The sequence below is a fragment of the Pseudovibrio sp. Ad37 genome (assembly GCF_001623075.1).
Classification (GTDB): Bacteria; Pseudomonadota; Alphaproteobacteria; order Rhizobiales; family Stappiaceae; genus Pseudovibrio.
The window spans coordinates 1-14413 of record NZ_LMCF01000096.1; the positions used below are offsets into that span (position 1 = coordinate 1).

Below are 14413 nucleotides of genomic sequence, written 5' to 3' on the forward strand. Positions count from 1 at the left end.
GGCTGCGCTCATACCATGCTCCCCGCAAAGCTGCGCAACGGGAATACCGCTTTCTCCCTGCTTCAAAATTGCAATAACCTGCGCGTCGCTAAAACGAGATTTCTTCATAAATTCAGTCCTCAATATGCGGCAACACTATCTCTACTTTTAAACTCGATCAATTTCAGGGGGGATTACCGGGAGACCTGTTTGCAATTACAGCAGCTCTTGCTGGTCTTGGTGCTGTTTTGGCGGCCTCCGCTAAGCTCTTCCAGATCATGAAATACATTGGTGCAGCTTATCTGATCTATATCGGCATCAAGATGTGGCGCAGCAATTCCGGCCCATCTACACAAGTTGAGATGCCACAGGTTCCGGCATTCCAGATCTTTAGAGACACCCTGCTGGTCACCACCTTCAACCCAAAGGGCATGCTGTTCTTCGTGGCGTTCCTGCCTCAGTTTGTTGACCAAACCCAGCCTGTGTTGATCCAGTTTTTCATTCTCGGCCTCACCTTCGTAACGCTTGGCGGTGTGAACACAGTGTTCTGGGTGACCATGGCGGGCGGATTGCGCAAAGTTGTCAACGGACCAAACACACTCAAACGCCTCAATAAGGTTGGCGGAACAGGCCTTCTGGGTGCAGGCATTTTCACGGCCCTATCTGGTCGGGTGGGCTAAGTCAAAGACCTCCACCAGAGGTGGAGGTTTGAAACGCTTCGCTTGAACCACTAGAAGTGGTTTTGTGAACGCTCAATAACTAAGTTTAAACAGGTCGTTGTAGTCACTCGCCTTATCCTTCTTCTCTTGATTTTGGATATAGCGTCTAACGACCTGTTCTTGATAGCCCGTGGTTGAGACAAAGTATCCCCGCGCCCAAAAATGATAACCTTTGTAGCGTCGTTTCCTAGCATATTTATTGGCAACATAAAGCTAAGTCTTACCCTTCAAGAAGCCAACAATGTGAGAGACAGAGTATTTGGGTGGGATCCAGATTAGCATATGCACATGGTCCGGCATGAGCTCTCCCTCTTCAATTCGACATCCCTTTTGCAAAGCTAGTGTAACAAAACGATCTTTCAGTTCGCGTCGCAACTCACCATAAAGACGCTTTGTCCGGTACTTACTCGTAAAGACAACGTTATATTTACAGTCCCAGCTACTGTGGTTAAGGTGATCAGTATCCATAAAAAACCTCCCTGCTCCATTGTGGAAAGACCACGCCAATGGCCTAAGCAGGGAGGTCTCTTACTGAAAATGTAGAACTCTTCCAGTCCTCCACCGGAGGTGGAGGTTTATTTTGCTTACAATAAAAAAGCCCGGAAATTCTGGACTTTTCTCACATTATCGAAGAAGTGTTTTCAAGGCGTCTGCGACAATAATCGTAGCCGCCTTTAAGTCCGACAGCTGCAAATGCTCATCCGCCCCATGAGCATTGGCTTCCAGAATGGAACGCGGTCCTGCACCATAAAGCACTGTTGGAATACCGGCCTCAGCATAATGGCGGGCATCAGTGTAAAGCGGAGCACCTGTGCTTTTCAGCTCAATGCCCAAAACCTCTTTGGCAGGCCATTTCAACGCTTCCACCAGTTTTTTGGCTCCTGGCAACTCGCGTAGCGGCTCAGCAATCATAATCCGTCGACACTCAACCTCAACACCGCAATCTTCCGGTACCAAGGCTTCAATCAACGCAATCAACTGCTCTTCTACCTGTTCGCCGTTTTCTTCGGGGATCAAACGCCGGTCAACGCGAAGCGAGACGCGCTCTGGCACCACATTGGTATTGATGCCACCAGATATGAGCCCCACGGTGATCTGAGGAGATCCGATACCGTCCTGATCACTCTGAATGGACTTGAGCCTTTCGCGTTCCTCATAAAGCGCTGCGAGAACCGGTGTTGCAGCTTGCAGGGCATCCGCGCCACTCTCTGGCATTGCAGCATGCGCCTGACGTCCACGGAAGATCACTTCCATGTGCAAACAGCCGTTGTGAGCCGTTGTCGCAGCATAGGAGAACCCTGCTGAGATCGCATAGTCCGGCTTGGTCAGCTCTTGCTCCAACAACCACTTCGGCCCAACAAACCCGCCAGCTTCCTCATCATACGTCAAGTGCAGTTCCACAGAGCCTTCCAGCTCATCCGCATACTCACCCAGAGCCAGCAAGGCAAACGCGTAGGTGGCAAAATCTCCTTTGGAAACTGCAGCTCCGCGCCCATACAAAGCACCATCGTGAATCTCGGCGCCATAAGGGTCTTTAGTCCAGCCTTCCCCCGGAGGAACAACATCACCGTGGGCATTTAGAGCGATCACTGGACCAAACCCGTCGCCAAACGTTTCACGAATGATCAGATTGGTCACAGAGACCATGCCGTTCTGGCGCACAAATGGTTCTGGAACAGGGTGTTTTTCAACGGTAAAGCCAAGGCCTTCAAGCAGCTCAGCAGTCCGCAATGCGTGGTGCTCCGTATCCCCTGGCGGGTTGTCGCTTGGCACCTTGACCAATTCGCGCAGGAATTCGACCTGCTCCGCAAACCGGTTTTCAATCGCGGCCCTCATGAATGCTCCCCTTGAATTTTACAGTAACAGTAATCCAATAGATAACGGTGATGGTTGCAAGCATCTTATAGCGCAGCCTCCCATGTTCCAGTGGATTATTGCCCATTACGTAACTGTAGCAAGCACTTTCCGGCAAGGATCAGGAACTGTAAGCACTCTGTTCATCTGCCACCAGATCTTCCAGCCGAAAGCTGAAGATCTGGCAGATCTGACGCAATGCCTCCGCAAACTCATCCTTTGCAGAATTCTGCAAACGAAGCTGGAAAGCCTCCAGAATCTGATGCTTGGTCGCCCCCTTCACCGCAAAGATGAAAGGGAAGCCATAATTGGATTTGTAAGTGCCGTTAAGCTGGGTGAACTGCTCATATTCCGCATCACTCAGTTGATCCAATCCAGCGCCAGACTGCTCATTCACCGAAGCATCGGCCATTTTACCCGCCCGCGCTGCTTTGCCGGCAAGGTCAGGATGTGCACGGATTAGCGCCAATTGTGCCTCTTCATCCGCATGTTGCAGAGCATCAGCAAACGCCTCAATCAGTGCATCACGAGAGGCAAAAGGGGCATCTCGCTGCGCAACAGCCGCAACCCAGGGAGTGTGCTCTGCAACCCCGCCAAACACCTCGACAAAGGTGTCCGGAGAAAACCGGTTCACCTCATCTAGAGAATAAGTCACCATCGCTTCAGTACCCCTGCAGCCAAGCGCCAAGAATTTCGCGCTCTTCTTTGGTCATACCTGTCTCATTGCCAAGTGGCATGGCAGAGGACCGCACTGCCTGCGCCATGATCAGGCTGTCATAGCGCTGCAGATCAGCAATGCTGTCCAGCTCAATGTTTTTAGGCGCTTCTGTAAAAGCCTCATTGGTTGGTGTCGCACTATGGCAGGCCGCACAATGGGTCTGCGCAATTTCCAGCACATCACTGTCTGGGATCGGACCATGTCCACCACCAATCTTGGCTGGCTGTGTCACAATGAGAGCCACAAAAAGACTGACAGCTGCCGTAGGCAAGGCCCACCAGAAATTTGCAAAGTTGTCATGCGCATCATGACGATTGATGAAATGGCGCACCATACCGCCCATCACGAGGATCAGCGCAACAACCAGCACAGGCTGGCTATGCCCCGTTAGCAACGGATAATGGTTGGACACCATCATCAAAAGAACGGGCAATGTCAGGTAGTTGTTATGAACCGAGCGCTGCTTGCCAATCAGGCCAAGCGCTGCATCAGGTTTACGTCCCGCCAACAGATCTGCGGTAATTTTCTTCTGGTTCGGAATAATCACCATAAACACATTGAAGGCCATGAACGTGCCGATCAATGCACCAACGTGAATGAGAACCCCACGGCCTGAAAAGACCTGAGAATAACCGTAGGTCGCGCCCAGAATAATCACCAGAAGGCACACGGCCAGCAAAGGTGTGTTCTTGCCAATCGCCGAACGGCACAGGCGATCATAAATGATCCAGCCAAGCCCAAGAGAGGCGATGGAAATTGCGACAGCCTCAACAGGCAAAAGCTTCATGACCTCAGGGTCAATGAGATAAACTGTTGCGTTGAAGTAGTACTGAACGCTCAAAAGAGCAAAACCGGATACCCAGGTGAGATAAGCATCCCACTTGTACCACATCAGGTCTCTCGGCAGCTCTTTCGGTGCCACCATGAATTTCTCAACATGGTAGAAACCGCCGCCGTGGACTTCCCAGGCGCTGCCAAAAATGCCCTCTGCCTGCCCTTCCCGTTTGCGCAAGGAAAGATCGAGAGCGATGAAATAAAAAGAGGTCCCAATCCAGCCCACGCCCACAATCAAGTGAAACCAGCGGAAAAGCAGATTGAGCCATTCACTAAGGAAAGTGGCTGTCATTGTCTTGTTCTTTTAAGTTCAATTGAAATAAGTGGGCAGCGGGAGAAAGCCCCCACTGCAGAAATCGGTGGAGAGCACCCTGAAAAAATGTGGCGCTCTCCGAAAATAAGCGAAAAGCTTATTTAGGCAGCTGGTCGTCGATGCCTTTAACGTAGAAGTTCATGGAAAGCAGAGCACCATCTTCAGCGCTCTCACCAGCTTTCAGGAACTCAGAGCCATCCTGCTTGGTGATTGGGCCAGTAAATGGCTTCAGCTCACCAGATTTGATCGCAGCAAGAGTTTTTGCAGCTTCATCTGCAACATCCTGTGGGATGTTGGTGAATGGTGCCATGTGAACCATGTCAACATCCAGACCGCCCCAGGTGTCCTGGCCCTTCCAGTTACCGTCCATCACTGCCTGCACGCGGGCAATGTAGTAAGCGGACCAGTCGTCGATGATCGCAGTTGCCTGTGCCTTAGGCGCAAACTTGATCATGTCAGATGCCTGACCAAAGCCCATGATGCCACGCTCTTCAGCAACCTGCAGAGGCGCTGGGGAGTCAGTGTGCTGAACCATGATGTCAACGCCCTGATCGATCAGAGCTTTTGCAGCATCAGCTTCGCGGCCCGGATCATACCAGGAGTTCACCCAGATAGTCTTGATCTTGAAGTCCGGGTTCACAGACTGCGCACCCAGCATGAAGGAGTTGATGCCACGCACAACTTCTGGGATCGGGAAGGAACCGATGTAGCCAGCAGTGCCGGATTTGGAGACCTTTGCAGCGATCTGACCAAGCACATAACGACCTTCATAGAAGCGAGCGCCGTAAGAAGAAACGTTCTTCGCTTGCTTGTAGCCAGTTGCATGCTCAAACTTCACTTTCGGAAACTTGCGCGCAACTTTCAAAGTTGGGTTCATGTAACCAAAAGACGTTGTGAAGATCAGCTCGTGACCGGAGCGAGCCAGACGCTCAATCGCGCGCTCAGCATCCGCACCTTCGCCCACGCTTTCAATGTAAGTGGTTTCAACTTTGTCGCCAAAGTGCTTTTCAATCGCCTGACGGCCCTGATCGTGCTGGTAAGACCAGCCATGGTCAGAAACTGGACCAACATAGATGAAACCCACTTTCAGTGGATCAGCAGCATTTGAAGCCCCTGCGGAAAGACCAAGTGCAACTGCAGCAGTTGCTGCCAGCTTGAAGATAGTGCGCATTGTGCGCTCCCCTTTATAGGTTAACCTGCATTCCTGCCACGCAACACCCTAATAAGCGCGGCGGAACACACCATTGAGAACCAGATGAACGACGGCGCCAAGCAAACACGATAGGAACAAACCCGAAGGCCGTTCTGCGCATTTGTGCGCCCACAAGTTGTTTTTCTGCTTTGTTTTCGCTCGCAAATATTTGCGATCGTTTATTCGTGCGCGTGCAGAAATCCGCAAGTCATGCAGCCGTGAATAGGTTCATATTCACTCAGAGATTTAAATCTCTGTTATCTATATCTCCGACCCACCATGTATACGAAGGTCGAAATATTTACAATTTGACCAACGTCTACTATGAGCGCGTCGGTCAAATCAGGTTCTTATTAGCGATCAGGCACAAAGGGCTTACCAAGACATGCAGGTGTATTCACCTTGGCAAGTGTCTTATTACGCGAGATCATAATCAGCACAATGATGGTTGCCAGATACGGCAGCGCAGACATCAACTGCGTCGGCAAGCCAATGCCTGCGGCCTGCGCATGGAACTGCAAAATAGAAACAGCGCCAAACAGATAAGCCCCAATCAGCACACGTGCTGGACGCCAGCTTGCAAACACCACCAGAGCCAGCGCGATCCAGCCGCGGCCCGCTGTCATGCCCTCAACCCACTGCGGGGTGTAAATGAGCGACAGGTAGGCACCGGCGAGACCTGAACATGCTCCGCCAAACATCACCGCCAGATAACGCACCTGAATAACGGAGTATCCAAGTGAATGTGCTGAGCCGTGGTTGTCACCAACAGCACGGATGATGAGGCCTGTACGGGACCTGAACAGCACAAAGTAAACCGCAATCACAAGGCCATAAGAAGCATAGACCAGAATGTCCTGATTGAAGAGCAGCGGACCAATGAAAGGAATGGCGGACAACACTGGAATAGCAATCGGTTTCAGGCTGATGCCCGGCTGCCCGATGAACGCTTCTCCAATCATACCGGAAAGCCCAAGCCCCAGAATAGTCAGCGCAAGGCCTGTCGCCACCTGATTGGCCATCAGATTAAGTGTCAGGAAGCCAAACAGCAGGCTCATGGCAACGCCGGAGATCATGGCCGCCACAATCCCTATGTAAGGAGAACCGGTTGCCTGTGTCGCTGCAAAACCCATCACGGCACCAACAATCATCATGCCCTCAACACCAAGGTTGAGCACACCGGACCGCTCCACCACAAGCTCACCGATCGCGGCAAGCAACAGTGGCGTAGACGCGGTGATGATGGTCAGAAGAACAGCTTCGATCATGGAAAGATCAGACATTGCCTGCCTCCTTCATGCTTTTCGCGCTGGAAGCAAACTTGAACCTGTAAAGAATGAGCGTGTCACACGCGAGCACGAAGAACAGCAGCATGCCCTGGAACACACGGGTCACCTTGTCAGTCAAACCAAGGCTGACCTGAGCAGATTCACCACCGATATAGGAAAGCCCAAGCAACAATCCGGCAAACATAATGCCGATCGGGTTCAAGCGGCCAAGGAACGCCACGATAATTGCGGTAAACCCATAACCTGGAGAAATAACGGGTGTCAGCTGTTCAATAGAACCGGAAACTTCCGCCATACCTGCCAAACCAGCCAAACCGCCAGAAACGAGGAAACCGAACCAGACAACGCCATTGCTGGAAAAACCCGCAAAGCGACCGGCACGTGGGGTCTCACCCATCACCTTGATCTCAAAACCTTTGAGTGTGCGAGACAGCATCCACCAAACCACCAGAACGGCCAGCACAGCGAAGATCATGCCAATATGCAAACGCCCTTCACCGATTTTCGGCAGCACGTGTGCCGCATCAAAAATCCGGCTTTCCGGGAAGTTGAAACCGTCCGGATCACGCCATGGGCCACGGACAAGAAAGTCAAGAATGTACTGTGCGATGTAAACCAGCATCAGGCTGGTCAGGATCTCATTGGTCCCAAACCGCACCTTCAAAAACGCCGGAATAAACGCCCACGCCATACCGCCCAAAATGCCCATCAAGATCATCAAGGGCAGTGCTAGAGGGCTGGTAAAGTCGAAAAACAGGACCGGAATGATGGATCCAGCCAGCGCACCCATGGTGAACTGACCTTCTGCACCAATATTCCACGAGTTGGAGAGGAAACAGACAGACAGTCCAACCGCGATCAAGACCAGCGGACCTGCTTTCACCAGCAACTCTTCTATGGACCAGCTGGTTGTCAGTGGCTCAATGAAATAGGCATAAAGCGCATCAATCGGGTTGTAGCCCATGCTGACAAACAAAATAGAGCCACACACAAGGGTGAGACCAATCGCAATCAGCGGTGAAACAACGGTCATCAACTGAGAGTGCTCAGCGCGTTTTTCAAGTTCAATGCGCATGGGTCTCTCCCGCTTTTGCTGCAGGGGAAGCAGATTTGCCCTCACCCATACCCGCCATCAAAAGACCGATCTTCTCACGCGTCATTTCAGAAGCTGGCTCGGCGACAGAAAGCTCACCACGAGAGATCACCGCAATCCGGTCAGACAGCTCGTAGATCTCATCAAGATCTTGGGAAATCACCAAAACAGCAGAACCACCTCGGGCCAGATCAATGATCGCCTGACGGATCAAAGCCGCAGCACCTGCATCAACGCCCCATGTCGGCTGGCTAATCACCAACACTTTCGGCACACGGTCCAGCTCACGACCAACCACAAACTTCTGCAGGTTACCGCCAGAAAGCGAGCGCGCCTCAGGATTATCATGAGACATACGCACATCGTAGGAAACGGTGATGCGCTTTTCCATTTCAGTTGCAAACTTCTGGTTAAGCATGCCGTGCTTGATCAATGACGGCTCAGTTTTATAGCGCGTCAGCAAAATATTGTCAGAAAGCACAAAGCCCGGCACCGCACCATGACCCAAGCGCTCTTCAGGCACAAAGGCAGAGCCCAGCAAACGCCGGTCATTGATCTTGCGCTTGCCAACCGGCACACCGCAAATTTCAACCGCATAAGCATCTTTGACCTGCGTCTCACCAGAGATCGCGTCAAACAACTCGCTCTGGCCGTTCGCTGCAATCCCGGCAACAGCAACAACCTCGCCGCCGCGCAAATCCAGATTGACGTCCTTCAGCTCAATGCCAAACGCACCATCCGACGGAATAGACAGATTGCGCAGCTTGAGCATCACATCGCCCGGTTGTGCTTCAGTCGCACCAGCGGAAATATCATGAACATCACCACCCACCATCATACGGGCAAGGCTGGCTGGTGTTTCCTCAGCAGGATCACACCCACCCACCACACGGCCATGACGCATGATCGTGGCGTTGTGGCAGATCTTCTTCACCTCTTCCAGACGATGAGAGATGTAAAGGATCGCACAGCCTTCAGAGGCAAGACGCTGTAAGGTGACAAAAAGCTGATCCGCTTCTTGCGGGGTCAGTACAGACGTAGGCTCATCCATGATGATGAGACTGGGGTTCTGCAAAAGGCAACGTACGATTTCGATACGCTGACGGATGCCAACCGGCAGATCTGCAACCAGTGCTGCAGGATCCAGAGGCAGGCCATACTTTTGGGAAACCTCAGTAATACGTTTGGAAAGAGCCTCGATTTTCTCGCCTTTAGGCAAGGCCAGCGCGATGTTTTCAACCACACTCAGTGCTTCAAACAAGGAAAAGTGCTGGAACACCATGCCAACGCCCAGTTTGCGGGCAGCCGCAGGGTTCGAGATTGAAACCCGTTTCCCCTTCCAGAGGATCTCTCCCGCACCCGGTTCAAGAGCGCCGTAGAGAATTTTCACGAGCGTGGATTTACCCGCTCCGTTTTCGCCCAGCAAAGCATGAATTTCACCTTGCTTAATGACGAGATCGACATTGTCGTTCGCTAGAATGTCACCAAATCGCTTGGTAATACCCTTGGCTTCTATGAGATCTACGCCCTCTGCCACCGGGCCAGACCTCTGTTCGTTTTCCATCGTGTTATCCGTTCCCCCAAGCAAAATTAGATCGAGATGTTCTCCCTGAACCTAAGAAGCAAAACGAAAACCTCCCTGAGCATTGCTCATTTGCTTTTCCTTTACCACTAGAAGTTGAGCAGCAATAGAAATTGCAATATCAGACGGTTTTTTGCTTTTAATCTCAGTAATTCCGACCGGACAAACAAGCTGTTTGCTCTGCGCCTCCGATACCCCGGAGTCTTTGAACCGTTTTAGTGTTCGCGCGCGCTTTGTTGCACTGCCTATCAATCCAATAAATGCCAGATCGGTTCTACGAACAGCGGCATCTACTATAGCATGATCACGCTTGTGATCATGGGTCATTACGATGACATAGTTTCCCGGCTCAAGGTTCTTTACGACGACTTGAGGCTCATTTAGATGAATGCAGCGGATATTGGAAGGTACATATTTAGGAAAAATTTCACGCCGTTCATCAATCCAACTGATCTGAAAGCCCAAAGAGGCCATCGCAAGCATCAAAGCCTTGCCAACATGCCCTGCACCAAATAGATACAGGTGAGGCCTATCCTCCCCGAACCTCTCGGTCAGTTTGCCTTGATTTAAAACAATTTCTGCGGAATCTGCACTGCACATTGCAGGGGGTAGTACGTGCCTTTCAAGGGGGCCGGAGCTGCAAGTATTTGCAGTCGTTGAAAAAATTCCCACCCCTTCTTGTGTGGAAAAATCTTGTGCACGACCGCGATAATTGAGGTGAAATTGCTCAAATGCGATTTCAACCCGCCCGCCGCAGCACTGCCCAAGGTCTGGACCAAGCGCGTATGAGCGCGTCTGGAAGGCCGCCCCGCCATTTCCCATCAATGAAACAGCTTCATGCAAAACATCGTACTCAAGACGGCCACCACCGATGGTTCCCTTAAACGACATATCCGGTCGCACCACCATGCGTGCGCCGACCTCGCGAGGAGATGATCCAGCAACATCCAAAATGCTCACCAGCACGCATTGGCCAGCAGCATCAAGAGCAGACAAAACTTCACCCCAAACCCGCATCAGCCCTCCTCTCCGACCTTGATCGCTTTAACAGCTTTCAAAATCGCTTCAGGCGTTGCAGGTGCATCCAGTGTTGGCAAAACACCCTTGTTCAGGCTCGCGACCGCATCGTTGATCGCGCAAAAAACAGAGATTGGCAGCATCAAAGGCGGCTCGCCAACAGCCTTGGAACGATAGATCGTTGGCTCAGGGTTCCCATCACTCTCATAAAGCGCCACATTAAAAATCTCAGGCACATCCGTAGCTGTCGGAATCTTGTAAGTAGACGGAGCATGTGTCCGCAGTCGGCCAGAATCATCAAACCACAGCTCTTCCGTGGTCAGCCAACCCATACCCTGCACAAACCCACCTTCGATCTGACCGATATCCAGCGCCGGATTGAGCGACTTGCCTACATCATGAAGCACATCAACCCGTTCAACTTTCATCTCCCCAGTCAATGTATCAATCACCACTTCAGAGCAGGAGGCGCCATAGGAAAAATAAAGGAATGGACGTCCCTTTACCCGCTCGCGATCCCAGATGATCTTCGGCGTTTTGTAAAACCCTGAAGAAGACAGATGAATGCGGTGTTCGTATGCAAGCTGCGCCAGCTCCTTGATGGAAAGCTTCGGCTTCCCGCTGATCAACATCTGATCATCACAAAGCTCAATATCCCCCTCAGAAACCTCAAAATGTTGAGCGCCGAAGGCTTTCAGGCGACCAACAATCTCACGGCACGCAATCGCAGCAGCCATACCATTCAAGTCAGTGCCGGATGAGGCTGCAGTTGGAGAAGTATTTGCAACCTTGGAGGTATTGGTCGTCGTGATCTTCACTTTCCCAAGGCTAACACCCATCTCAGTCGCTGCGATCTGGGCAACTTTTTGATAGAGGCCCTGCCCCATCTCAGTGCCGCCATGGTTCAGATGTACGGACCCATCCCGGTAAAGATGTACCAGCGCTCCCGCCTGATTGAGATGTGTGAGCGTAAACGAGATGCCAAACTTCACTGGTGTAAGAGCAACCCCTCTCTTCAGGATCGTATTCTCAGCATTAAACGCTTCAACGGCTTTTCGGCGTGCGCGATAGTCGGAACTTTGCTCCAATTCATCTACCAGCGCGGCCAGCACGTCGTGCTCATCAACCGACTGCCCATAGGGCGTGGTGTTCTCGCCATCCCGATAAAAATTCGCCTTACGCACATCAAGCGGATCCTGCTCCATCTTGATTGCAATCGCATCCATCAGCCGTTCCGCAGCAAACATCCCTTGCGGGCCACCAAAACCACGGAAAGCTGTATTAGAAACCGTATTTGTTTTCAGCCTCTTGGAAGCTATGAGAACATCTGGATAGAAATAACTATTATCCGCATGGAACATCGCGCGGTCATTGATACCAAGCGACAGATCAGCAGAGTGTCCGCAGCGCGAATTCAGATTGATTTGAACAGCTTCAATCTTGCCGGATGCATCACATCCCGCTTCCACATCAACCAGAAAGTCGTGGCGTTTCCCAGTCAGGATCATATCGTCATCGCGGTCCAGCCGGCATTTACATGGACGACCAGTAGCGTTTGCAGCTAAAGCCGCCAGTGCGGCCCATTGGTTGGCCTGAGATTCCTTACCACCAAATGCACCACCCATCCGGCGCACTTCAACGGTCACCGCTGCCTCATCAACACCCAGCACCTTAGCAACGGTATGCTGAACCTCAGTTGGATGCTGTGTGGAGGAATGCACAAGCATATCGCCATCTTCACCGGGAATGGCAAAGGCCATCTGCCCTTCAAGATAGAAGTGCTCCTGCCCACCAAGCGCAAAACTGCTCTTCACCGTGTGCGCAGACCGTTCCATAGTGGCTTCCGGTGTCCCACGGCGAAACTCATAGTCCGGCAAGACTTTCTGCTCGGCCTTCAGAGCATCAGCGACGCTCACCAACGGCGTTTCAGCCTCAACTTCAATTCGTGCCAGTTGAACAGCCTTGCGCGCCTGTAAACGGCTCTCAGCCACCACAAGAAACACCAGCTGCCCATGGAATGCGATGCGATCTGATACAAAGACCGGATCATCTCCCATCGCAGGAGAGCAATCATTCACACCGGGAATATCCGCCGCTTCCAGTACCGCAACAACACCGGGAGCTGCTCTGACAGCGCTCAGATCGATTATCGTCAGACGGCCACACGCTTCATGGGACGCATACCCCGGCGCCACATGAAGCGTGTCGTACGGCTCAATCATGTCATCAATGTACGTCGCAGTGCCAGCTACGTGTTTTTCTGCACTGTCATGTTTGTAGGATTTTCCAACAACCTGAGAGGCCGAGGTGCGTTCCGCTGTCTTTTCAAGAAGATCAGTTGACATGAGCGCCTCCTTCAACCAGTTCACGTTGCCCAAAGACACGCGTTTTTTGCGAGGATGCAGCAGAGATTTCCAGCAGGGCTTTTTCTAAAAGTCCCCGCACAATATCACGCCGATAAGTGCTAGAGGCCCGCATATCAGTCAACGGAACGAATTCGCTCTCAATAATATCCAACGCATTCTGCCAGCTGTCTGGATTGCTCAAGGATGCCCCAACCAGAGCTGCTTCGGCCTCACTGGCACGTTTTGGGATGCCTGCAACACCGCCAAATGCCATGCGGGCACTCTTCACCACACCGTCTTTGACTGTCAGACAGAACGCAGCCATTACCGCAGAAATATCCTGATCAAAACGCTTGGTGATCTTGTAGGCCCGGAACTGCTCATCAGCACTCAAACGCGGCACATTGATCGACGTCAGCACTTCGTTCTCAGCGATGTCCTGCTTGCCATAGTCAATGAAGAAACTCTCCAGCGGCAACGTGCGACGCCCCCGATTGCTTTGCAACTCGATCTCGGCCCCCAACGCAATCAGCATCGGCGGCATATCCCCGATTGGCGAGCCATTAGCAATATTTCCACCAACGGTACCCGATGCCCGAACCTGCTTTGAGCCAATCCGGCTGACCACCAGATCCAGATCAGGATCAATGGATTTCAGGAACTGCTCTGCAACCGCATAAGACGCCCCCGCTCCAAGCCGGATGCCCTGCTCATCCTCATAACAAGTGCTCAGACCATTCACTCTCCCTAGATAAATGATCTTTGGCAGGTCACGCAGGTGTTTGGTGACCCAAAGCCCAACATCTGTAAAACCAGAAACAAGGGTAGCCTCTGGATGCTCTCCATAGGTCTCCAGCAAACGCTGAAAGCTGCTGGGAGCAAAGAAGAAGCGTTCGCCATCGCCCACATGAACATCCTGCGCATCCTGAAGCACTACAAGTTTGTGCTCTGTCTCTGTCGCTCGGGCAGAAAATGCATCATTCAAACCATTGCGACATGCATCCAAAGCAGCATCAACAATAGGTCTGTAACCCGTACACCTGCACAAGTTCCCAGCAATCCACGTATTCACATCCTGTCGTGTCAGACCCGGCGTATTTGCGTGGTAAAGTGTGAACAGGTTCATCACGAAACCGGGCGTGCAAAACCCGCATTGCGAACCGTGTACGTCAACAAGTGCCTGTTGGACCGGGTGTAATCCGTCAGGTCCTTCCAGATCTTCTACCGTTACAAGCTCACAGCCATCAATCTGGCCAAGCAGTAAGATGCAGCTGTTAACGGGCTCATATACGAGTTTGCCGTCACGCAAACGCCCAAGCGCAATGGTGCAGGCACCACAATCCCCTTCGCCACATCCTTCTTTGGTGCCCGTTGAGCGCTCACTCAGGCGCAGATAATCAAGCAAAGTCGCCGTTGGTTCAAAATTGTCCAACTCGATGACCTGACCTTTTCGAAGGAAGCGGATTGCTGTGCGCATC

Annotated in this window: 12 protein-coding genes and 1 pseudogene; 1 reads left to right on the plus strand and 12 read right to left on the minus strand. The window is 51.9% G+C overall.

The genetic code is table 11. The features are described 5' to 3' along the window. A partial coding sequence (locus PsAD37_RS28095; protein ID WP_153039732.1) for a transposase occupies positions 1-108 on the minus strand: 108 nt, incomplete at its 3' end. Between the two features lie 77 nt (positions 109-185). On the opposite strand from PsAD37_RS28095, the gene PsAD37_RS15390 reads away from it, so the two are divergent. Next, positions 186-659 carry a LysE family translocator gene (locus PsAD37_RS15390; RefSeq protein WP_275078329.1) on the plus strand — a complete coding sequence of 158 codons (474 nt, stop codon included), beginning with the start codon at positions 186-188 and terminating at the stop codon, positions 657-659. 72 nt (positions 660-731) lie between these two features. Here PsAD37_RS15390 and tnpA read toward each other — a convergent pair. The 11 genes and pseudogenes from tnpA to xdhA form a co-directional block, all read right to left on the minus strand. Then, a pseudogene (tnpA, locus tag PsAD37_RS15395) lies at positions 732-1166 on the minus strand (IS200/IS605 family transposase). Between the two features lie 156 nt (positions 1167-1322). After that, complete coding sequence (locus tag PsAD37_RS15400; protein WP_063296906.1) at positions 1323-2534, minus strand: ArgE/DapE family deacylase; 1212 nt, start codon at positions 2532-2534, stop codon at positions 1323-1325. A gap of 139 nt (positions 2535-2673) precedes the next feature. Next, positions 2674-3210 carry a 2-oxo-4-hydroxy-4-carboxy-5-ureidoimidazoline decarboxylase gene (uraD, locus tag PsAD37_RS15405; RefSeq protein ID WP_063296907.1) on the minus strand — a complete coding sequence of 179 codons (537 nt, stop codon included), beginning with the start codon at positions 3208-3210 and terminating at the stop codon, positions 2674-2676. 4 nt (positions 3211-3214) lie between these two features. After that, a complete protein-coding gene (locus PsAD37_RS15410; protein WP_063296908.1) occupies positions 3215-4396 on the minus strand; it encodes a urate hydroxylase PuuD in 1182 nt (393 codons plus the stop codon). Positions 4397-4514: 118 nt separating this feature from the next. Continuing rightward, the gene (locus tag PsAD37_RS15415; protein ID WP_063296909.1) at positions 4515-5588 is read right to left on the minus strand and encodes a BMP family ABC transporter substrate-binding protein; all 1074 of its coding nucleotides are present in this window, start codon (positions 5586-5588) and stop codon (positions 4515-4517) included. Between the two features lie 374 nt (positions 5589-5962). Beyond that, the gene (locus PsAD37_RS15420; protein WP_084407849.1) at positions 5963-6892 is read right to left on the minus strand and encodes an ABC transporter permease; all 930 of its coding nucleotides are present in this window, start codon (positions 6890-6892) and stop codon (positions 5963-5965) included. Continuing rightward, on the minus strand, positions 6885-7973 hold the full coding sequence (locus PsAD37_RS15425; protein ID WP_063296910.1) for an ABC transporter permease: 1089 nt from the start codon (positions 7971-7973) through the stop codon (positions 6885-6887). Before PsAD37_RS15425 ends, PsAD37_RS15420 begins: the two co-directional genes overlap by 8 nt. Further along, positions 7963-9555, minus strand: coding sequence for an ABC transporter ATP-binding protein (locus PsAD37_RS15430; RefSeq protein WP_063296911.1), 1593 nt, complete (start codon positions 9553-9555; stop codon positions 7963-7965). The genes PsAD37_RS15425 and PsAD37_RS15430 overlap by 11 nt, the downstream gene beginning before the upstream one ends. Positions 9556-9606: 51 nt before the next feature. Continuing rightward, positions 9607-10590 carry a xanthine dehydrogenase accessory protein XdhC gene (xdhC, locus tag PsAD37_RS15435; RefSeq protein WP_063296912.1) on the minus strand — a complete coding sequence of 328 codons (984 nt, stop codon included), beginning with the start codon at positions 10588-10590 and terminating at the stop codon, positions 9607-9609. Continuing rightward, positions 10590-12935, minus strand: a complete 2346-nt coding sequence (xdhB, locus tag PsAD37_RS15440) for a xanthine dehydrogenase molybdopterin binding subunit (protein ID WP_063296913.1) — start codon at positions 12933-12935, stop codon at positions 10590-10592. Before xdhB ends, xdhC begins: the two co-directional genes overlap by 1 nt. Next, the gene (xdhA, locus tag PsAD37_RS15445) at positions 12925-14412 is read right to left on the minus strand and encodes a xanthine dehydrogenase small subunit (protein ID WP_063296914.1); all 1488 of its coding nucleotides are present in this window, start codon (positions 14410-14412) and stop codon (positions 12925-12927) included. The genes xdhB and xdhA overlap by 11 nt, the downstream gene beginning before the upstream one ends. Position 14413: the final 1 nt, after the last annotated feature.